Genomic DNA, 20819 nt, shown 5'->3' on the forward strand with positions numbered 1-20819 from the left:
ATGTCGAGATTCTTTATCGATCGCCCGATCTTCGCCTGGGTGATCGCCCTGGTGATCATGCTGGTCGGGGCGTTGTCGATCCTCAAGTTGCCGATCAACCAGTACCCAAGCATCGCCCCGCCGGCGATCGCCATTGCCGTGACCTACCCGGGCGCCTCGGCGCAGACCGTGCAGGACACCGTGGTCCAGGTGATCGAGCAGCAGCTCAACGGTATCGACAACCTGCGTTATGTGTCGTCGGAAAGTAACTCCGACGGCAGCATGACCATTACCGCCACCTTCGAGCAGGGCACCAACCCCGATACCGCGCAGGTCCAGGTGCAGAACAAGCTGAACCTGGCCACCCCGCTGCTGCCGCAAGAAGTGCAGCAACAGGGTATCCGCGTGACCAAGGCGGTGAAGAACTTCCTGCTGGTGATCGGCCTGGTGTCCGAAGACGGCAGCATGACCAAGGACGACCTGGCCAACTACATCGTCTCCAACATGCAGGACCCGATCTCGCGCACCGCTGGCGTGGGTGACTTCCAGGTCTTCGGTGCCCAGTACGCGATGCGCATCTGGCTCGACCCGGCCAAGCTGAACAAGTACCAGCTGACCCCGGTGGACGTGAAGACCGCCGTCGCGGCGCAGAACGTCCAGGTGTCCTCCGGCCAGCTTGGCGGCCTGCCTGCCCTGCCCGGCCAGCAACTGAACGCAACCATCATCGGCAAAACCCGCCTGCAGACCGCCGAGCAGTTCGAGAAGATCCTGCTCAAGGTCAACCGCGACGGCTCGCAGGTGCGCCTGGGCGATGTCGCCAAGGTCGGCCTGGGTGGTGAAAACTACGCGGTCAGCGCCCAGTTCAACGGCAAGCCGGCCTCCGGCCTGGCGGTGAAACTGGCCACCGGCGCCAACGCCCTGGATACCGCCAAGGCGCTGCGCAAGACCATTTCCGACCTGGAGCCGTTCTTCCCGCCTGGCATGAAGGCGGTCTTCCCCTACGACACCACCCCGGTGGTCACCGAATCCATCAGCGGTGTGATCCACACCCTGATCGAGGCGATCGTCCTGGTGTTCCTGGTGATGTACCTGTTCCTGCAGAACTTCCGCGCCACGGTGATCACCACCATGACGGTGCCGGTGGTACTGCTGGGTACCTTCGGCATCCTCGCGGCGGCCGGTTTCAGCATCAACACCCTGACCATGTTCGGCATGGTCCTGGCCATCGGCCTGTTGGTGGACGACGCCATCGTCGTGGTGGAAAACGTCGAGCGGGTGATGTCCGAAGAGGGCCTCTCGCCGAAGGAAGCGACCAAGAAATCCATGGGCCAGATCCAGGGCGCCCTGGTGGGTATTGCCCTGGTGCTGTCCGCGGTACTCCTGCCGATGGCGTTCTTCGGCGGCTCCACCGGTGTGATCTACAAGCAGTTCTCCATCACCATCGTCTCGGCCATGGCCCTGTCGGTCCTGGTGGCCCTGATCTTCACCCCGGCCTTGTGCGCCACCATGCTCAAGCCTCTGAAGAAAGGCGAACACCACACTGCCAAGGGTGGCTTCTTCGGCTGGTTCAACCGCAACTTCGACCGCAGCGTGCGCAGCTACGAGCGCGGCGTGGGCAACATCGTGCGGCACAAGGCGCCGTACCTGCTGGCCTACCTGCTGATCGTGGTGGGCATGGTCTGGCTGTTCACCCGCATCCCGACCGCGTTCCTCCCGGAAGAAGACCAGGGCGTGCTGTTCGCCCAGGTGCAGACCCCGGCCGGCTCCAGTGCCGAGCGCACCCAGGCGGTGGTCGACCAGATGCGCGAGTACCTGCTGGACAAGGAAGCCGACACCGTGGCTTCGGTGTTCACCGTCAACGGCTTCAACTTCGCCGGTCGCGGACAGAGCTCGGGCATGGCGTTCATCATGCTCAAGCCATGGGGTGAGCGCTCCGCCGAGAACAGCGTGTTCAACCTGGCGGCGCGTGCCCAGCAGCACTTCTTCAGCTTCCGCGACGCGATGGTGTTCGCCTTCGCTCCGCCTGCAGTACTGGAGCTGGGTAACGCCACCGGTTTCGACGTGTTCCTCCAGGACCGCGCCGGCGTCGGTCACGCCAAGCTGATGGAAGCACGCAACCAGTTCCTCGGCATGGCCGCGCAGAGCAAGATCCTCTCCGCCGTGCGTCCGAACGGCCTGAACGACGAGCCGCAGTACCAGTTGACCGTCGACGACGAGCGCGCCAGTGCCCTGGGCGTGACCATCGCCGACATCAACAACACCCTGTCGATCGCCCTCGGTGCCAGCTACGTCAACGACTTCATCGACCGCGGCCGTGTGAAGAAGGTCTACATCCAGGGCGAAGCCTCGTCGCGGATGAGCCCTGAAGACCTGCAGAAGTGGTACGTGCGCAACGCCTCCGGCGAGATGGTGCCGTTCTCGGCCTTCGCCAAGGGCGAGTGGATCTACGGCTCGCCCAAGCTGTCGCGCTACAACGGCGTCGAGGCGGTGGAAATCCTCGGTGCGCCGGCTCCCGGCTACAGTACCGGCGAGGCCATGGCCGAAGTCGAGCGCATCGCCGGGCAACTGCCGGCGGGTGTCGGTTACTCCTGGACCGGCCTGTCCTACGAGGAGCGCCTGTCGGGCTCCCAGGCGCCGGCGCTGTATGCCCTGTCGCTGCTGATGGTGTTCCTCTGCCTGGCGGCGCTGTACGAAAGCTGGTCGATCCCGATCGCGGTGATGCTGGTGGTGCCGCTGGGGATCATCGGTGCGCTGCTGGCCACCAGCCTGCGTGGACTGTCCAACGACGTGTACTTCCAGGTGGGCCTGTTGACCACCATCGGCCTGGCGGCGAAGAACGCGATCCTGATCGTCGAGTTCGCCAAGGAACTGCACGAGCAGGGGCGCAGCCTGATCGACGCGGCGATCGAGGCGTGCCGCATGCGTCTGCGGCCGATCATCATGACCTCGCTGGCGTTCATCCTCGGCGTGGTACCGTTGGCCATCGCCAGCGGCGCCGGTTCGGGCAGCCAGCACGCCATCGGTACCGGGGTGATCGGCGGCATGATCACCGCGACCGTCCTGGCCATCTTCTGGGTACCGCTGTTCTTCGTTAGCGTGTCGTCGTGGTTCGGCAGCAAGCAGCCGGAAAAGGACGTCACACCTGAAACTCCACGCTATGAGGCTGGGCAATGACCAAGTCCCTGTTATCCCTGGCGGTCACCGCGTTCATCCTGGGTGGATGCTCGCTGATCCCCGAGTACAAGACCCCTGAGTCGCCGGTGGCGGCCCAGTGGCCGGCCGGCCCGGCGTACTCGCCGACCGAGTCGGCCCAGGTCGCCGCGGCCGAGCAAGGCTGGCGCCAGTTCTTCCATGACCCGGCGCTGCAGCAACTGATCCAGAGCTCGCTGGAAAACAACCGCGACCTGCGCGTCGCGGCGCTGAACATCGACGCCTACCGCGCGCAGTACCGCATCCAGCGCGCCGACCTGTTCCCGGCCGTCTCGGCCACCGCCAGCGGTTCGCGCCAGCGCACCCCGGCGGACATGTCGCAGACCGGGCAGTCCACCATCAGCAGCCAGTACTCGGCCACCGTGGGCGTCAGCGCCTACGAACTGGACCTGTTCGGCCGGGTCCGCAGCCTCAGCGAGCAGGCCCTGGAAACCTACCTGTCCAGCGAACAGGCGCGCCGTTCGACGCAGATCGCCCTGGTGGCCAGCGTCGCCAACGCTTATTACACCTGGCAGGCCGACCAGGCCCTGCTCAAGCTGACCGGCGAGACCCTGAAAACCTACGAGGAAAGCTTCAAGCTGACCCAGCGCAGCAGCGACGTCGGCGTGTCCTCGGCCCTCGACCTGAGCCAAGCCCGTACCGCCGTCGAAGGCGCGCGGGTCAAGCTGGCGCAGTACCAGCGCCTGGTGGCCCAGGACCTCAACAGCCTGACCCTGCTGGTGGGTGCCGGCCTGCCGGGCAACCTGCCGGCGGCCATGCCGCTGGATGGCGACGTACTGGCCGAGATGCCCGCCGGCCTGCCGTCGGACCTGCTGACCCGGCGTCCGGACATCATGGAAGCCGAGCACCTGTTGAAAGCGGCCAACGCCAATATCGGCGCGGCCCGCGCGGCGTTCTTCCCGCGCATCAGCCTGACCGCCAACGCCGGGACCCTGAGCCCGGACATGGACGGCCTGTTCAAGGGCGGCTCCGGCACCTGGCTGTTCCAGCCGTCGATCAGCCTGCCGATCTTCAATGCCGGCGCGCTGAAGGCGAGCCTGGACTACTCGAAGATCCAGAAGGACATCAACGTCGCCAAGTACGAGAAGACCATCCAGACCGCCTTCCAGGAAGTCTCCGATGGCCTCGCCGCGCGCCAGACCTACAGCCAGCAGCTGCAGGCCCAGCGCGACCTGGTCGCCGCCAACCAGGATTACTATCGCCTGGCCGAGCGGCGCTACCGCATCGGCGTCGACAGCAACCTGGTGTTCCTCGATGCCCAGCGCAACCTGTTCAGCGCGCAGCAATCGCTGATCACCGATCGCCTGTCGCAACTGGTCAGCGAAGTGAACCTGTACAAGGCGCTGGGTGGCGGCTGGTACGAGCGCACTGGCGAGGCCCAGGCTTCGCGCTGATGCTGTAGAGCCGTGAACAAGAGCCCACCTTCATGGTGGGCTTTTTCATGGTGAACACTGTGGACTCGGTGGGAGCGGGTTCACCCGCGATGACATCAGTGAATCCACCACCGTCATCGCGGGTAAACCCGCTCCCACAGGGGTCGGCGCTTGCCAGGAAAATAGAACTAACCATTCAGTTAACGTTCGATTATCGCCCACTTCCGCCTGTAACGAATTGATTCACCCCCACCGCTCACAGCACCATCCTCCTGCCGCTTGTCCCCAAGCACACCCCAAAAGCACGCAACCCGGCCTGTGACCCTTTCCCGTCGCAGCGGATGGTTTCGGCTTACATAAAAACAAGAGACACACCGACGATGAACACTCCGCACACTGCACGACACCTGCTTCCCGGCTTTATCGCACTGACCTGCGCCCTCCCCGCCATTGCCGCCGAAGGTGGCTTCGTCGAGGACGCCAAGGCCACGCTGAACCTGCGCAACTTCTACATCAACCGCAACTTCGTCGATCCGGCCAACGCCCAGGGCAAGGCCGAGGAATGGACCCAGAGCTTCATCCTCGATGCGAAATCGGGCTTCACCCAAGGCACCGTCGGCTTCGGCGTCGATGTGCTCGGCCTGTATTCGGTCAAGCTCGATGGCGGCAAGGGCACCGCCGGCACGCACTTGCTGCCAGTGCATGACGACGGCCGTCCCGCCGACGATTTCGGCCGCCTCGGCGTGGCCCTGAAGGCAAAGGTGTCGAAGACCGAACTGAAGGTCGGCGAGTGGATGCCGGTGCTGCCGATCCTGCGCTCCGACGACGGCCGCTCGCTGCCGCAGACCTTCCGCGGCGGCCAGGTCACCTCCCAGGAGATCGACGGCCTGACCCTGTATGCCGGCCAGTTCCGCGGCAACAGCCCGCGCAACGACGCGAGCATGGAAGACATGTTCATGAACGGCAAAACCGCGTTCAAGTCGGACCGCTTCAACTTCGCCGGCGGCGAATTCACCTTCAACGAAAAGCGCACCATGGTCGGCCTGTGGAACGCGCAGTTGAAGGACATCTACCAGCAGCAGTACATCAACCTGACCCACAGCCAACCCGTGGGCGACTGGACCCTGGGCGCCAACCTCGGCTACTTCCTGGGCAAGGAAGACGGCTCGGCCCGCGCCGGCGATCTCGACAACCGCACCGCCTCGGCCATGCTCTCGGCCAAGTACGGCGGCAACACCTTCTATGTCGGCCTGCAGAAGGTCAGCGGCGACGACCTGTGGATGCGGGTCAACGGCACCAGCGGCGGCACCCTGGCCAACGACAGCTACAACTCCAGCTTCGACAACGCCAAGGAACGTTCCTGGCAGCTGCGCCACGACTACAACTTCGCCGCCCTCGGCGTGCCCGGCCTGACCCTGATGAACCGCTACATCAAGGGTGACAACGTGCACACCGCCACGGTCGACGATGGCAAGGAATGGGCACGGGAATCGGAGCTGGCCTACGTGATCCAGTCCGGCACCTTCAAGAACCTGACCCTGAAGTGGCGCAACTCCAACATGCGCCGCGACTTCAGCACCAACTCGTTCGACGAGAACCGCGTGATCGTCAGCTATCCGTTCAGCCTGCTCTGAGCCTTTCGGGGTGGCGGTGCCCTCTCCATCGCTGCCTCTTTTCCTTATTCGATCAAGCGCTAACAATCCAAGAATCGATTCTTGGACGAAATAAGCGCCTGGATTTACAAAGCCGGTTTCCTTCCGCATTTCCGCAAACCGGTACATCCCATGGACCTCCGCCAACTGCGCTACTTCATCGCGCTCAACGACCACCGCAGCTTCGTCCGCGCAGCCGAGGCCATGGGCATCACCCAGCCCGCGTTCAGCCGCAGCATCCAGGGCCTGGAGCAGGAGTTCGGCTGCGTGCTGGTGGACCGCGGCAACAAGGACCTGCGCCCCACTCCGGAAGGCCAGGTGGTGCTGCAGCATGCCCTGCGCCTGGTCCAGGGCGCCGCGCAGTTGAGCAGCGAGGTGCTGCAGATGACCAAGCTGGACGCCGGCGAACTGCATTTCGGCAGCGGGCCGGTGCCGGCAGCGCACCTGGTGCCGCAGGCGCTGGCGCACTTCGTCAAGGCCCATCCGGGCGTGCGCACGCGCTTCCAGGTGAATGACTGGGAAAGCCTGAGCCGCGCGCTGAACCGCGAGGAAATCGAGTTCTTCGTCGCCGATATCCGCCATTTCGAAGCCGATCCGAACTTCCACACCCGCGCCCTCGTGCCGCGCCGCGGCCTGTTCTTCTGCCGCCCTGGCCACCCGCTGCTGGCCAAGGACAGCCTGTCGACCAACGACCTGTTCAACTATCCCCTGGCCACCTCGCTGATCCCCCCGGGGGTGCGCAAGGTGCTGGCCAACCTCAGCGGCAAGACCGACTTCTCGCCGCAGGTACAGACCGAGCACCTGCCGACCCTGGTCAAGGTGGTGCTGGACAGCGACGCCATCGGCATCGGCAGCGAGGAAGCCCACGCCGAACAACTGGCCCGCGGCGAGCTGGTGCAATTGCACTGGCGCAACCTGCCGCCCAACCTCGACAGCTTCAGCGCCCGCTGCGGCATCGTCAGTCGCGCCGGGTATCGCCTGTCCCCGGCAGCCCGGGCGATGATCGAGACCCTGGTCAGCCTCGACCCGCCAGCGCCTCCAGCCGCGCCACATCGAGAATCTCGATCTCGCCATAGCTCAGGCGCAACGCCCCTTCCTGCTGCAGCGCCTTGAGGATCTGGTTGGTGGTCTGCCGCGACAGCGACAACATCAACGCCAACTGCTCCTGGGACAGTTGCAACACCCGCCGCGCCCCGTCCACCTCGCCGTAGCCATCGGCCATCTGCAACAGGCGGAATGCCAGCCGGGGCGCAGCGCCCTTGAGGCTCTGCTGCTCCAGGGCGACGAAGGCCAGGCGCAGCTTGTGGCTCATCAACAGGGCAAATTCGCGCCAGTACGCAGGCTCGGCCTCCAGCAGTGCCAACAGGGCCGCCTGCGGCACCAGCAACAGCCGCGTGGCGCCTTCGGCAAAGGCATCATGGGTCCGCGGCTGGCCATCGAACAGGCAGATCTCGCCGAACCAGTGCGGGGGCTCCACCAGGGTCAGCAGCGCCTCCTTGCCCTCGGCACTGACCGCACCGATGCGGATCGCCCCGGACAGCACCGCATACAGACCGCAGGGCGCATCGCCGCGCTGGAACAGGCATTCGCCGGCGGCCAGGGCGCGCGGCCGGGCGGCGGCCAGCAGGCGTTCCTGCAAGGCCGGCGACAGCTGGCGGAACCAATGACCATGCAGCAACTGTTCGCGCCAGGCGTTCGACTCGTTCATCCATGGGCCTCGAAACGGAGACTGTCGGGCAGGCGACAGACGTGGGCTGATCGGCGGGGCATGCTGGGTCATCCCAACCGGAGGAATAACAATGAAAAACCTCGTGGAACATTTGAGTCAATATGCCAGCTACCACCGTGATCCGCGCAACATCGCCACGCACTTCGTGGGGATCCCGATGATCGTGGTGGCGGTGACCGTGCTGCTGTCACGACCGGGCATGGCCGCCGGCGGCTTGTGGTTGTCACCGGCATTCGCCGTCGCGCTGGCCTCGGCGTGGTTCTACCTGCGCCTGGATACGCGGCTGGGGGTGCTCATGTCGGCCTTGCTGGGTACCTGCCTGTGGGCCGGAGCGGCGCTGGCGGTGCAGACGACCATGGTCTGGCTGAGCGCAGGGCTGGGACTGTTCGTGGTGGGCTGGGTGATCCAGTTCGTCGGGCACTACTACGAGGGGCGCAAGCCGGCGTTCGTCGACGATGTCAGCGGGTTGATTGTCGGGCCGTTGTTCGTGGTGGCGGAGCTGGCGTTCATGCTCGGGCTGTTGCCGGAGTTGAAGGCGGCGGTGGAGCGGAATGCGGGGCCGGTCTGCATCCGGCAGAAGAAGGCGACTGCCTGATCACTTACTAGTTGTGGGAGCGGGTTCACCCGCTCCCACAGAGGCTGCGTTGCCCTTACTTCCGGGACTCGACTCCCAGTTCATCCCACACCGACTCCGCCAGGTGGAAGGTGGCATTGGCCGCCGGAATCCCGCAGTAGATCGCGCTCTGCATCAGCACTTCCTTGATCTCTTCACGGGTCACGCCGTTGTTGGCCGCCGCCCGCAGGTGCAGCTTCAGTTCCTCGTTGCGGTTCATGCCGATCAGCATGGCGATGGTGATCAGGCTGCGGGTATGCCGCGGCAAGCCCGGACGGGTCCAGATATCGCCCCAGGCATGCCGGGTGATCATTTCCTGGAACTCGCTGTTGAACTCGGTGAGGTTGGTCAGGCTGCGGTCGACATGGGCATCGCCCAGCACCGCGCGACGCACTTGCATGCCGGCGTCGTAACGTTGTTTCTCGTCCACGGGAATCAGCTCCTCAACGGGCCAGCAGGAAATCGATGACGCGGCGGCTGAACGGCTCGCCCACTTCGACGTTGGACAGGTGCGCAGCCTGGAACTCGGCGTACTCGGCGCCGGCCACATGCTCCTGGATGAACAGCCCGCCCGACGGTGGCGTCACTGCGTCGGCACTGCCGGAGATCACCAGCAGCGGCGCCTTGATTTCGCCCAGCTGGTCGCGGAAATCGGCATCGCGCACCGCCCCGCAGTTGGCCGCGTAGCCTTGCGGCGAGGTGCTGGCGAGCATGTCGGTAATGCGCTTGACCTGCTCGGGCTGGGTGCCGGAGAAGGCCGGGGTGAACCAGCGCTCGATGGACGCATCGCGCAGGCCGGCCATGGCCGCCGCGCCGTCGCGCAGGACCATCTCGATGCGCGGGTTCCAGGTCTCGGGCGAACCGATCTTCGCCGCCGTGTTGCACACGACCAGGCGGTCCAGCCGCTCGGGCGCATTGATGCCCAGCCACTGGCCGATCAGGCCACCCATGGACAGGCCGCAGAAATGCGCCTTGTCGATCTGCAGGGCATCCAGCAGCGAGAGCACGTCACGGCCCAGTTGCTCGATGCTGTACGGCCCTTCGGTGACCAGCGAGGCGCCATGGCCACGGGTGTCGTAGCGCAGCACCCGGAAGTGCGCGGCGAAAGCCGAGACCTGGGTGTCCCACATGTGCAGGTTGGTGCCCAGCGAGTTGGACAGCACCAGCACCGGCGCATCTTCAGGTCCGTCGAGCTGGTAATTCAGAACGCCATCGGCGAGTTGTACGCTTCCCACAGCAGCCTCCTTCAGGCTTTGATCCGGTTGTGTTCGGCCAACGCACGCTCGACCCAGGCCTTGGCCTGTCCGAGGTAGTGGGCCGGGTCGAGCAGACGATCGAGTTCGTCCGCTGAGAGTTCGGCAGTCACCTGCGGCTCATCGCCGAGCACGGCGCGCAGGTGACGTCGTTCGGCGACCGCGCGCTTGCAGCAGGTCTCCAGCAGGTGGTGCGCCGCATCGCGACCGAGGCGCTGGGCGAGGACGATGCTCACCGCCTCGGCCAGGACCAGGCCCTGGGTCAGGTCAAGGTTGCGGCGCATGCGCTCGGCATCCACTTCCAGGCCTTCGGCGATGATCCGCGCCTGGCGCAGCGCGCCGGAGACCAGGCAGCAGATCTCCGGCAGGGTTTCCCATTCGGCGTGCCACAGGCCGAGGCTGCGCTCGTGCTCCTGGGGCATGGCGGCATACAGGGTGGCGATCAGGCCGGGCACGCGGGTCGCGGCACCGATCAGCACCGCCGCGCCCACCGGGTTGCGCTTGTGCGGCATGGTCGAGGAACCGCCCTTGCCCGGCGCTGACGGCTCGAAGACTTCACCGGCTTCGGTCTGCATCAGCAGGCTGACATCGCGCCCCAGCTTGCCCAGGCTGCCGGCCACCAGGCCGAGCACCGCGGCGAATTCCACCAGGCGGTCGCGCTGGGTGTGCCAGGGCTGTTCCGGCAGGCTCAGCTTGAGCTGCTCGGCCAGCGCCTCGGCCACCGGCAGGGCCTTTTCGCCCAGTGCCGCCAGGGTGCCGGAAGCGCCGCCGAACTGCAGGGTCAGCAGACGCGGCTTGAGTTCACGCAGGCGTTCGCGGCTGCGGTCGAGGGCGCCGAGCCAGCCGGCGATCTTCATGCCCAGGGTCACCGGCGTCGCGTGTTGCAGCCAGGTGCGTCCGGCCAGCGGCGTGTCGGCGTAGGCCGCCGCCTGCCTGGCCAGGGTCTCGGTGAGCTGGGCCAGTTCGTCGTCGATCAGCACCAGGGCATCGCGCAGTTGCAGAACCAGGCCGGTGTCCATCGCATCCTGGCTGGTGGCGCCCAGGTGCACGTAGCGCTCGGCCTCGGCGACGCCGCTGGCGATCACCTTGCCCAGCGCCTTGACCAGCGGGATCGCCGAGTTGCCGGCAATACCGATGGCTTCGGCCAGCGCGGCGAAGTCGTAGCGCTCGGCCTGGCAGGCCATCTCGATCGGCGCCACCACCACCGCCGGGATCACCCCGACCGCGGCTTCGGCGCGGGCCAGCGCGGCTTCGAAATCGAGCATGCCCTGGATGCGGCCCCGGTCGGAAAAGATCTCGCGCATGTCGGGCGCGGTGAAATAAGCATCGAACAACTGGTTGCCCGGTCGTGGCGTCATGACAGGTCCTTGAAACGAGGCGCGCCCATCGTGGCGCGCCGGCAGGTCAATGGTCGTGGTGCAGGTAGGCGGCCTGTTTCGGCAGGCGCAGGCTGAACAGGAAGGCAATCGCCATCATCGCGGTAACGTACCAGTAAAACGCGTTTTCCATCTGCGCGGCCTTCAGGCTCAAGGCAACGAATTCCGCCGAGCCGCCGAAGGCGGCGTTGGCCACCGCGTAGGCCAGGCCGACGCCCAGCGCACGCACCTGCGGCGGGAACATCTCGGCTTTCACCAGGCCGCTGATGGAGGTGTAGAAACTGACGATGCACAGGGCCAGGGTAATCAGCACGAACGCCAGGAACGGACTGGTGACAGTCTTCAGCGCCATCAGGATCGGCACGGTGAAGATCGTGCCCAGGGCGCCGAACAGCAGCATCGAGTTACGCCGGCCGATACGGTCCGAGAGCATGCCGAACAGCGGCTGCATGCACATGTACAGGAACAGTGCGCCGGTCATGATGAAGCTGGCGGTCTTGGCGCTCATCCCGGCGGTGTTCACCAGGTACTTCTGCATGTAGGTGGTGAAGGTGTAGAAGATCAGCGAGCCGCCGGCGGTGTAGCCGAGCACGGTGATGAAGGCCGCGGTGTGGTTGCGGAACAGCCCGGCAATGCTGCCGGCTTCCTTGTCGTTGCGGGTCTCGGCGCTGCTGGTTTCTTCCAGCGAACGGCGCAGGAACAGCGAGATCAGCGCGGCGCAGGCACCGACCACGAAGGGGATGCGCCAGCCGTAGGCGCGCAGCTCGTCTTCCGTGAGCAACTGCTGAAGGATCACCACCACCAGCACGGCCAGCAACTGGCCGCCGATCAGCGTCACGTACTGGAACGAGGCGAAGAAGCCGCGCTGTCCGCGCAGGGCCACTTCACTCATGTAGGTCGCGGTGGTGCCGTACTCGCCACCCACCGACAGGCCCTGGAACAGCCGCGCCACCAGCAGCAGCGCCGGGGCCATCACGCCGATGCTGGCGTAGGTCGGCAGGCAGGCGATCACCAGGGATCCGGCGCACATCATCAGCACCGAGATCATCATCGAATTCTTGCGGCCATGACGGTCGGCGATGCGGCCGAACAGCCAGCCACCGATCGGGCGCATGAGGAAGCCCGCGGCGAACACGCCGGCGGTATTGAGCAATTGCACCGTGGGGTCGTCGGAGGGGAAGAACGCCGGGGCGAAATAGATGGCGCAGAAGGCATAGACGTAGAAGTCGAACCATTCGACCAGGTTGCCCGAGGACGCACCGACGATGGCGAAGATGCGTTTGCTGCGTTCTTCGCCGGTGTAATAGCTTGAGGTCATGACTGCATACTCCTGGAGGGTATCAGTGAGTCTAGACACACTTGGTAACACCCTCGTTCCACACGACAATCACCCCGGACGCTTGGCCTTGCGTGGAGGCCGCCCATCCGGGGTGACTGGTTTTACACGCGCTCGATGGCCAGGGCGAGGCCTTGGCCGACGCCGACGCACATGGTCGCCAGGCCCTTGCGACCGCCGGATTTCTCCAGCTGGTGCAGGGCAGTGAGGATCAGCCGCGCGCCGCTCATGCCCAGCGGATGGCCGAGGGCGATGGCGCCACCGTTCGGGTTGACCTGCGGCGCGTCATCGGCCAGGCCGAGACCGCGCAGCACGGCCAGGCCCTGACTGGCGAAGGCTTCGTTGAGCTCGATGACATCGAAATCGCTGACCGCCAGGCCCAGGCGCTCGGTGAGCTTGAGCACCGCCGGCACAGGGCCGATACCCATCACCCGTGGCGCCACACCGGCGCTGGCCATGCCCAGCACGCGAGCGCGCGGGGTCAGGCCGTGTTTCTTCACCGCTTCGGCGGAAGCGAGGATCATCGCCGCCGCGCCGTCGTTGACGCCCGAGGCGTTGCCGGCGGTGACGGTCTTGTCCGGGCCATTGACCGGCTTCAACCTGGTCAAGGCTTCGAGGGTGGTGTCGGCACGCGGGTGCTCGTCCTGCTCGACCACGGTTTCGCCCTTCTTGTGGGCGATGCGCACCGGCACGATCTCTTCGGCGAAGAAACCGGCGGCCTGGGCCGCGGCGGTGCGCTGCTGGCTGCGCAGGGCGAAGGCGTCCTGGTCGGCGCGAGAGACGTTGTAGTCGTCCGCCACGTTGTCGGCGGTCTGCGGCATGGCATCGACGCCGTACTGGGCCTTCATCAACGGGTTGATGAAGCGCCAGCCGATGGTGGTGTCTTCAAGCTTCATGTTGCGCGAGTAGGCGCTGTCGGCCTTGCCCATGACGAACGGCGCGCGGGACATCGACTCGACGCCGCCGGCGATGGCCAGCTCCATCTCGCCGCTGGCGATGGCGCGGAAGGCGGTGCCCACCGCGTCCATGCCCGAGGCGCACAGGCGGTTGAGGGTCACGCCCGGCACGCTTTCCGGCAGGCCGGCCAGCAGCAGGGCCATGCGCGCAACGTTGCGGTTGTCTTCACCGGCCTGGTTGGCGCAGCCGAGGAAGACTTCGTCGATCTGGTCCCATTGCACGCTCGGGTTGCGCTCGATCAGCGCCTTCAGCGGCACTGCGGCCAGGTCGTCGGCACGTACGGCGGCAAGACCGCCGCCGAAGCGGCCGATAGGGGTACGAATGGCGTCGCAGATGAATACGTCACGCATCACGCTTCTCCTGGTGCCTGGCCGTGGGCCTTGGCGGTGCGGGCTTCGAGGTCGCGCAGGGCGGCCAACTCTACTTCGGTCGGCTCGGCGGTGACCTGGGCGTCGTCGGCGAAGCGGATCGCCCAGCCGGTGGCGGCAACGATATGCTCGCGGGTCACGCCCGGGTGGATCGAGGTGACGACGAATTCGTTGGTGCCGGCTTCCGGCTCCATGATGCACAGGTCGGTGATGATGCCGACCGGGCCTTCGCCAGGCAGGCCCAGGCGTTTGCGCGAATCGCCGCCCTCGCCATGGCCGACGGAGGTGATGAAGTCCAGCTTGTCGACGAAGGCGCGCTGCGACTGCTTGAGGATGATCAGCACTTTCTTCGCGGAACCGGCGATCTCCGGCGCGCCACCGGCACCCGGCAGGCGGGTCTTGGGCGAGAAGTAGTCGCCGACCACGGTGGTGTTGATGTTGCCGAAGCGGTCGACCTGGGCCGCGCCGAGGAAGCCGACGTCGATGCGCCCGCCCTGCAGCCAGTAGCGGAAGATCTCGCCGGTCGGCACCACGGTGTCGGCGGTCTCGGCCAGCTCGCCGTCACCGATGGACAGCGGCAGCACGCTCGGCTTGGCGCCGATCGGGCCGGATTCGTAGATCAGCACCACGTCTGGCGAAGAAGTCAGGCGGGCCAGGTTGGCGGCCTTGGACGGCAGGCCGATGCCGACGAAGCACACGGCACCGTTCTGCAGGCGGCGGGCGGCGGCGACGGTCATCATTTCATTGGTGGAGTAGCTCATTGTGCAGCCTCCGCGGTGCTGGCCAGTTTTGCCTTGAATTCGTTGAAGTCGGCGGTGCCACGGACGTACTCGTCGATCCAGGCGGTGAAGGTTTCACGGCTGCGGGCGATCGGGTCCCAGGCCTGGTAGAAGCGGTTGTCGCGCTCGGAGTAACCGTGAGCGTAGGACGGGTGGGCGCCGCCCGGCACCAGGCACACCGCGGACAGGGCCCAGGTCGGCAGGACGCAGGCATTCATCGGTGCGTTCAGGTCGTCGACGATTTCTTCCACGGTGACGATGCAGCGCTTGGCTGCCAGGGCCGCTTCCTTCTGCACGCCAAGGATGCCCCAGAGCAGGACGTTGCCCTTGCGGTCGGCCTTTTGCGCATGGATTACGGTGACGTCCGGGCGCACCGATGGCACGGCAGCGAGGACTTCGCCGGTGAACGGGCAGGTGACGCTCTTGATCAGCGGGTTGACCTTGGGCAGGTCGGAGCCGGCGTAGGCACGCAGCACTGCGAACGGCAGGCCGGAGGCACCGGCGACGTAGGCGTTGGCCAGGTCGGCGTGGCTGTGTTCCTCGATTTCCATTGCGTGTGGCCATTGCTTTTCCACGGCATCGCGCAGGCGGTGCAGGGAGCCGACACCCGGGTTGCCGCCCCAGGAGAAGATCAGCTTCTTCGCGCAACCGGCGCCGATCAGCTGGTCGTAGATCAGGTCGGGGGTCATGCGCACCAGGGTCAGGTCTTTCTTGCCCTGACGGATGATTTCATGGCCGGCGGCAGTCGGGATCAGGTGGGTGAAGCCTTCAAGGGCAACGCTGTCACCGTCGTGGACGAACTGCTTCACGGCGTCGTGGAGCGAGAGGATTTCAGCCATGGAAGACTCCTGGATGTGCTGAGTCGGGGTCGGTTCGGAGCGCCTGGAGCGGCGCCGGTATGGACTTGAGATTACGGCGGGGATAGGGGCGGTTCAATCCGATAATCGGCATAGCGTTCGATTATCGAACGGATTGTTAGCGTGTAATGCCGACCTTGTGGGAGCGGGTTCACCCGCGATTGCGGCAGTGAATTCACCGACGCAATCGAGGCGGTCCGGCGTTCCGGTGAACCCGCTCCCACAAGGTCACTGCAAATCAATCAGGTCGCATCGGCATGGCTCACCATACCCTTGACGATCACCGCCACGGTCGCCAGGCCAGCGGGAATCACCAGCGCCGTCAGCACCTGCTCGAAGTTCCAGCCCAGACCCAGCAGGGTCGCGCCCATCCAGGCACCGAGAATCGCGCCGAAACGACCAATCCCGAGCATCCACGACACGCCGGTGGCGCGCCCTTGGGTCGGATAGAAGCGCGCGGCCAGCGACGGCATCGCCGATTGCGCACCGTTCACGCACATGCCGGCGATCAGTACCAGCGTCGCTAGTAGGGTGATGTTGCCCAGGCTCTGCCCTACCGCGTAGGCAAACACTCCGGCCAGCAGGTAGAAGGTGCCGATGACCTTGTGCGGATTGAAGCGGTCCATGGCCCAACCCACCGCCACTGCACTGAGCACGCCACCGAACTGGAACAGCGCGCCGATGAACGCCGCCTGCTCCATGCTTGCGCCGCTGTCACGCATCAGGGTCGGCAGCCAGCTGGTCAGCAGGTAGACGATCACCAGGCCCATGAAATAGGTCAGCCACAGCAGCAAGGTGCCGACGCTGTAGGTGCCGGAGAAGATCACCGCCAGTACGTTGCGGCTCTTGACGGTCTTCTGCTCGGGCACGCTGAAGCTGCTGGCCTGGGCGACGATGTTCGGTTCGATGGGCGCCAGGGTCTTGCGGATCTTGTCGACACCGCGGTTGCGCACCACCAGGAAACGCGCCGACTCCGGCAGCCACACCATCAACACCACCACCAGCAGCAACGGCAGCAGGCCGCCGATCAACAGCAGACTGTGCCAGCCGTAGGCCGGAATCAGCTTGGCAGAAATGAAACCGCCGCCAGCCATGCCCAGGTTGAAGCCGCAGAACATACTGGTCACCAGCAGCGACTTGAGGCGTTCCGGAGTGTACTCGGAGAGCAGCGTGGTGGCATTGGGCATGCCGGCACCGAGGCCCAGGCCGGTCAGGAAGCGCAGCACCAGCAACTGGTCGACGTTGGTGGCGTAGGCCGAAGCCAGGCTGAAGGCACCGAAGAGCAGCACCGCGCCAACCAGCACCACCTTGCGCCCGAAGCGGTCAGCCAGCGGACCGGAACCGAGGGCGCCGAAGACCATGCCGATCAGCGCGGCACTCATCACCGGGCCGAGGCTGGCGCGGTCGATACCCCAGTCCTGGGACAGCGCCGGGGCGATGAACCCCATGGCCGCGGTATCCAGGCCGTCGAGAAAGACAATGAGGAAACACAGGATCACCACTCGCCACTGATAACGCGACAGGGGCTGGGCGTTGATGAAGGATTGGACGTCCAGGGGTGTTCCGATAGCAGCGTGCGGGCTGTTCATTATTGTTATCCGGATATGGACGCGCAGGAGCGAGCGGACGCGCGCGCGTCGAGGCAAAGACGAATCAGTAAGGCGGAGAAGGTGAAACTAGCCAGCGCGTCGTCGGTGCGGGGACGAACGGCTGTAGAAGGACGTGCGGGTCATGGGACTTTGCCTCTCGCTCATTATTATTGACGGTCGGGGCAGGCCGACCGTTGCGAGCGACATTAATAAGGCCGCAGCGGCGGCGCAATTCGATAAACGCATCTGTGTGCGTTTATCGAACAGGATTGCGCGATCAGGCGAACAGCTGGGTGCTCAGGTCACGACTGGCGGCGAGCATGATCGGCAGGAAACGCTGTTCCAGCTCGCTGCGGCTGACCCGCCCGGCATGCGTGCTGACATTGAGCGCAGCCAGCACCTGGCCCGAGGCGTCGTACACCGGCACGGCGATGGAGCGCAGGCCCTGCTCCAGCTCCTGATCGACAATGCACCAGCCCTGCTGGCGTACCAGCTGGAGGCATTCCAGCAGCGCCTGCGGGTCGTTGATGGTGCGACTGGTCTTGGCCTGGAGGTCGGCGTGCTCCAGGTATTCATGCAGGGTGGCATCGTCCAGCGCGGCGAGCAGGATGCGGCCCATGGACGTGCAATAGGCCGGTAATCGCCCACCCACCGACAGGTCCACCGAGATCAGCCGCTGCACCGTGGCCGAGCGGGCTATATAGAGGATGTCGTCGCCCTCCAGGGTGGCCATGTTGCAGGCCTCGTGGAGCTGGTCGCTCATACGGTCCAGGTACGGCTGGGCGGAGACCGCCAGCGGCGTCGAGGACAAGTACGCATGCCCCAGGGTCAGCACCTTGGGCAACAGCGAATAGGTACGCCCGTCGGTGGTGGCGTAGCCCAGCTTGATCAGGGTATGCAGGCAACGGCGCACCGCCGCCCGGGGAATCTCGGTGCGGTGGCTGATCTGCGCGATCGTCAGGTGCCGTTTGCGCTCCTGGAACGCCTGCACCACCGCCAGCCCGCGGGCCAGGGAGGTCATGAAGTCCGGATCGCCGGTGAACGCCTGGATGCGCTTGGCCGGCGACGCGACGATGGGCGGCGCCAGCGACGCAAACGAACTGCGCACGTTGTCGTTCAATCCAGATCCCTTGGGGGTTGTTTCTTCACTCATGACTCACCTCGGTCACACACTCACGGGTGCGATTATCGAACCATCGACCGATAATCGCAATTGACCAATGACCACAATTGCTTATACCTTTCCTCCGCCCTTGTGGCTTCTTGGAGAGACTGGTCAGGTACCCACCGTGAAGTCCCGGGTACGGCCTCGCCCACCAGCGAGGCCGTTTTTTATTCAACTGATTAAAAAGCCGGTCCGGCGATTGTTGCCTGGATATATTCCCTGCTGGAAAAGAGGGAAACAAAATCCCTTGCTTTAATGTCGTATATCTCATGCTGCTTAATTGAGCGTATGAATCCGGATGGCACTTGCTATACTCCAAACCTGATGCCGCCCGCCAAGGGCCACATCATTCGGGATCCAGGTCCGAATGCTCCGGATCCCCGTGTAGACCCAGGCAAAGGTCGACACAAGCCAAAGTCTGTTGCTGCGACAGCCATTAATACCCTGGCAACCGTAGCCGCGTGCGCGTTACGCAACTCCCGCAACAACGCCTTCGCGAAAAGCCAGCGTAACTTTGATCGACAGGTAGCACTGTGACGAAAGATGAACTGCGCGCGGAACTTGAGCGCCAGGAACAACGCTTCAAGGATGTCTATGGCGGCGAAGTAACCACCTATGCCGCGCAACCCGAGCCGGAACGCAAGCCGTGGCGCAAGCGAGCCACCGTAATGGACCAGGTCTTCGCCGAAGAGCTGCGCAAGATGGAACAGGACCTCAAGCCCGAGGAGCCTTGACGGCGACAGCGCTTCGACCTTGTTCGGGATCGCTTCGGTACCTGCGTACAACAGGTACCCCGCCCCCCGTTCTTGCGCCTTGATGATGAAACCGTAATGGTTTTTCACAAATTTAATACGGTCGTTTGAAATTTTTCCGACACGAAGAATTCGCGATTTTGTCTTCAAAAATCCACATTCTCGTGGTTTTTAGCCGCTTTTTTCGCAACATGGCCCGTCCATGCAGGTGAGCAGACGGCATTTCCGGTCCGTCCATTGGTCAGCAGCCAGTGCATTGATTACGGGGGATTTCTGGCATAATCGCGCCCCCTTATGACCGGGCCAGAAAACCTTCATGATCGAATTATTCAGCGGACTTGATGCGTGGGTACTGGTGAGTCTCATCCTCGCCTTGACCTTCGTACTCGCCTTCGAGTTCATCAATGGCTTTCATGACACCGCGAACGCGGTCGCGACTGTCATCTACACCAAAGCCATGCCGCCACAACTGGCGGTCTTCGCGTCGGGTGTCTTCAACTTCCTCGGTGTGCTGCTCGGCGGCGTCGGTGTCGCCTACGCCATCGTCCACCTGCTGCCGGTGGAACTGCTGATCAACGTCAACACCGGGCACGGCCTGGCCATGGTCTTCTCGTTGCTGGCTGCAGCCATCGCCTGGAACCTCGGCACCTGGTACTTCGGCATCCCCGCGTCCAGCTCGCACACCCTGATCGGCTCGATCCTCGGTGTCGGCCTGGCCAACGCGCTGATCAACGACATCCCTCTGGGTGATGGGGTCAACTGGCAGAAAGCGATCGATATCGGCATGTCCCTGGTACTGTCGCCGATGGCCGGTTTCCTGGTGGCCGCGCTGGTACTGCTCGGCCTGAAATGGTGGCGCCCGTTGTCGAAGATGCACAAGACGCCGGAACAGCGCCGCATGCTCGACGACAAGAAGCACCCGCCGTTCTGGAACCGCCTGGTGCTGATCATGTCGGCCATGGGCGTGAGCTTCGTGCACGGTTCCAACGACGGCCAGAAAGGCATCGGCCTGATCATGCTGGTGCTGATCGGCATCGTGCCGCAGCAGTTCGTCCTCGACCTGAACAGCACCACCTACCAGATCGAGCGGACCCGCGACGCGACCCTGCACCTGAGCCAGTTCTACGAGCGCAACCACGAGACCCTGGGCGAGTTCCTGGCCCTGGGCAAGGCGGCCAAGGGCGACCTGCCAGAGCAGTTCAGCTGCAAGCCGGAGCAGACCGAGCCGACCATCGCCGCGCTGCAGCAGTCGCTGGCGGGCGTCGTCGACTACCGCGCACTGAGCCCCGAAACCCGCGTCGAAGTACGCCGCTACCTGCTCTGCCTGGACGACACCGCGAAGAAAGTCGGCAAGCTGCCAGGCCTGCAGGCCCGCGAGAAAGCCGACCTCGACAAGCTGCGCAAGGACCTGACCGCGACCACCGAGTACGCGCCGTTCTGGGTCATCCTCGCCGTCGCCCTGGCCCTTGGCCTGGGTACCATGGTCGGCTGGAAACGGGTGGTGCTGACCATCGGCGAGAAGATCGGCAAGCAGGGCATGACCTACGCCCAGGGCATGTCGGCACAGATCACCGCGGCATGCGCCATCGGCATGGCCAACATCTTCAGCCTGCCGGTCTCCACCACCCACGTGCTGTCGTCCGGCGTGGCGGGCACCATGGTGGCGAACAAGAGCGGCCTGCAAGGCGGCACCGTGCGCACCATCCTGCTGGCCTGGGTGTTGACCCTGCCGGCGTCGATGGGCCTGGCGGCGGGGCTGTTCTGGATTTCCACGCGGTTCGTCAACTGAGTGATGCAGCAATGAGAAAAGGCGCCTTCGGGCGCCTTTTCT

At 64.9% G+C, this 20819-nt stretch carries 17 protein-coding genes; 7 read left to right on the forward strand and 10 right to left on the reverse strand.

Features of this window, described 5'->3' with window-relative positions; all coding sequences use genetic code 11:
- The 4 genes from ttgB (at position 1) to V0R59_RS04330 (ending at position 7327) form a co-directional block, all read left to right on the forward strand.
- Positions 1-3153: a multidrug efflux RND transporter permease subunit TtgB gene (ttgB, locus tag V0R59_RS04315; protein WP_330073384.1), complete on the forward strand. Its 3153-nt coding sequence runs from the start codon at positions 1-3 to the stop codon at positions 3151-3153.
- Positions 3150-4583, forward strand: a complete 1434-nt coding sequence (gene adeC, locus V0R59_RS04320) for an AdeC/AdeK/OprM family multidrug efflux complex outer membrane factor (protein WP_330073383.1) — start codon at positions 3150-3152, stop codon at positions 4581-4583. Before ttgB ends, adeC begins: the two co-directional genes overlap by 4 nt.
- A gap of 359 nt (positions 4584-4942) precedes the next feature.
- Complete coding sequence (locus V0R59_RS04325) at positions 4943-6196, forward strand: OprD family porin (protein WP_330073382.1); 1254 nt, start codon at positions 4943-4945, stop codon at positions 6194-6196.
- A gap of 150 nt (positions 6197-6346) precedes the next feature.
- Positions 6347-7327 (forward strand): LysR family transcriptional regulator, encoded by a 981-nt coding sequence (locus V0R59_RS04330; protein ID WP_330073381.1) that lies wholly within the window; start codon positions 6347-6349, stop codon positions 7325-7327.
- Here V0R59_RS04330 and V0R59_RS04335 read toward each other — a convergent pair.
- On the reverse strand, positions 7230-7922 hold the full coding sequence (locus V0R59_RS04335) for a Crp/Fnr family transcriptional regulator (protein ID WP_330073380.1): 693 nt from the start codon (positions 7920-7922) through the stop codon (positions 7230-7232). The two genes, V0R59_RS04330 and V0R59_RS04335, sit on opposite strands and share 98 nt — an antisense overlap.
- Positions 7923-8013: 91 nt before the next feature.
- Between V0R59_RS04335 and V0R59_RS04340 the strand changes: the two genes are divergently transcribed.
- Positions 8014-8538 (forward strand): Mpo1 family 2-hydroxy fatty acid dioxygenase, encoded by a 525-nt coding sequence (locus V0R59_RS04340; RefSeq protein ID WP_330073379.1) that lies wholly within the window; start codon positions 8014-8016, stop codon positions 8536-8538.
- 55 nt (positions 8539-8593) lie between these two features.
- On the opposite strand, the gene pcaC is transcribed toward V0R59_RS04340, so the two are convergent.
- From pcaC to pcaR, 9 genes are all read right to left on the reverse strand, one after another.
- Positions 8594-8986 (reverse strand): 4-carboxymuconolactone decarboxylase, encoded by a 393-nt coding sequence (gene pcaC, locus V0R59_RS04345; RefSeq protein WP_330073378.1) that lies wholly within the window; start codon positions 8984-8986, stop codon positions 8594-8596.
- 13 nt (positions 8987-8999) lie between these two features.
- Positions 9000-9791, reverse strand: coding sequence for a 3-oxoadipate enol-lactonase (gene pcaD / locus V0R59_RS04350; RefSeq protein ID WP_330073377.1), 792 nt, complete (start codon positions 9789-9791; stop codon positions 9000-9002).
- Between the two features lie 11 nt (positions 9792-9802).
- Positions 9803-11167 carry a 3-carboxy-cis,cis-muconate cycloisomerase gene (locus V0R59_RS04355; protein WP_330073376.1) on the reverse strand — a complete coding sequence of 455 codons (1365 nt, stop codon included), beginning with the start codon at positions 11165-11167 and terminating at the stop codon, positions 9803-9805.
- A gap of 46 nt (positions 11168-11213) precedes the next feature.
- Positions 11214-12503: an MFS family transporter gene (locus V0R59_RS04360; RefSeq protein ID WP_330073375.1), complete on the reverse strand. Its 1290-nt coding sequence runs from the start codon at positions 12501-12503 to the stop codon at positions 11214-11216.
- A 122-nt stretch (positions 12504-12625) separates the two neighbouring features.
- Positions 12626-13831, reverse strand: coding sequence for a 3-oxoadipyl-CoA thiolase (gene pcaF, locus V0R59_RS04365; RefSeq protein ID WP_330073374.1), 1206 nt, complete (start codon positions 13829-13831; stop codon positions 12626-12628).
- On the reverse strand, positions 13828-14607 hold the full coding sequence (locus V0R59_RS04370; protein WP_330073373.1) for a CoA-transferase subunit beta: 780 nt from the start codon (positions 14605-14607) through the stop codon (positions 13828-13830). Before V0R59_RS04370 ends, pcaF begins: the two co-directional genes overlap by 4 nt.
- Complete coding sequence (locus V0R59_RS04375) at positions 14604-15464, reverse strand: CoA transferase subunit A (RefSeq protein WP_330073372.1); 861 nt, start codon at positions 15462-15464, stop codon at positions 14604-14606. The genes V0R59_RS04370 and V0R59_RS04375 overlap by 4 nt, the downstream gene beginning before the upstream one ends.
- A gap of 260 nt (positions 15465-15724) precedes the next feature.
- A complete protein-coding gene (locus tag V0R59_RS04380; RefSeq protein ID WP_330073371.1) occupies positions 15725-17071 on the reverse strand; it encodes an MFS transporter in 1347 nt (448 codons plus the stop codon).
- A 277-nt stretch (positions 17072-17348) separates the two neighbouring features.
- Entirely contained in the window at positions 17349-18224 is an 876-nt protein-coding gene (pcaR, locus tag V0R59_RS04385; RefSeq protein ID WP_330073370.1) for a pca regulon transcriptional regulator PcaR, read from the reverse strand.
- A gap of 545 nt (positions 18225-18769) precedes the next feature.
- Here pcaR and V0R59_RS04390 point away from each other — a divergent pair.
- Positions 18770-18970, forward strand: coding sequence for a hypothetical protein (locus V0R59_RS04390; RefSeq protein ID WP_330073369.1), 201 nt, complete (start codon positions 18770-18772; stop codon positions 18968-18970).
- A gap of 334 nt (positions 18971-19304) precedes the next feature.
- Positions 19305-20777, forward strand: a complete 1473-nt coding sequence (locus V0R59_RS04395) for an inorganic phosphate transporter (RefSeq protein ID WP_330073368.1) — start codon at positions 19305-19307, stop codon at positions 20775-20777.
- Positions 20778-20819: the final 42 nt, after the last annotated feature.

Source organism: Pseudomonas ulcerans (genome assembly GCF_036324125.1).
Classification (GTDB): domain Bacteria; phylum Pseudomonadota; class Gammaproteobacteria; order Pseudomonadales; family Pseudomonadaceae; genus Aquipseudomonas; species Aquipseudomonas ulcerans.

Coding starts and splice junctions, on each gene's coding strand:
- adeC (WP_330073383.1), top strand. CDS start 3,150: ATGACCAAGTCCCTGTTATCCCTGGCGGTCACCGCGTTCATCCTGGGT.
- ttgB (WP_330073384.1), top strand. CDS start 1: ATGTCGAGATTCTTTATCGATCGCCCGATCTTCGCCTGGGTGATCGCC.
- V0R59_RS04335 (WP_330073380.1), bottom strand. CDS start 7,922: ATGAACGAGTCGAACGCCTGGCGCGAACAGTTGCTGCATGGTCATTGG.
- V0R59_RS04380 (WP_330073371.1), bottom strand. CDS start 17,071: ATGAACAGCCCGCACGCTGCTATCGGAACACCCCTGGACGTCCAATCC.
- V0R59_RS04330 (WP_330073381.1), top strand. CDS start 6,347: ATGGACCTCCGCCAACTGCGCTACTTCATCGCGCTCAACGACCACCGC.
- pcaR (WP_330073370.1), bottom strand. CDS start 18,224: ATGAGTGAAGAAACAACCCCCAAGGGATCTGGATTGAACGACAACGTG.
- V0R59_RS04375 (WP_330073372.1), bottom strand. CDS start 15,464: ATGGCTGAAATCCTCTCGCTCCACGACGCCGTGAAGCAGTTCGTCCAC.
- V0R59_RS04395 (WP_330073368.1), top strand. CDS start 19,305: ATGATCGAATTATTCAGCGGACTTGATGCGTGGGTACTGGTGAGTCTC.
- V0R59_RS04370 (WP_330073373.1), bottom strand. CDS start 14,607: ATGAGCTACTCCACCAATGAAATGATGACCGTCGCCGCCGCCCGCCGC.
- V0R59_RS04355 (WP_330073376.1), bottom strand. CDS start 11,167: ATGACGCCACGACCGGGCAACCAGTTGTTCGATGCTTATTTCACCGCG.
- V0R59_RS04325 (WP_330073382.1), top strand. CDS start 4,943: ATGAACACTCCGCACACTGCACGACACCTGCTTCCCGGCTTTATCGCA.
- V0R59_RS04360 (WP_330073375.1), bottom strand. CDS start 12,503: ATGACCTCAAGCTATTACACCGGCGAAGAACGCAGCAAACGCATCTTC.
- V0R59_RS04340 (WP_330073379.1), top strand. CDS start 8,014: ATGAAAAACCTCGTGGAACATTTGAGTCAATATGCCAGCTACCACCGT.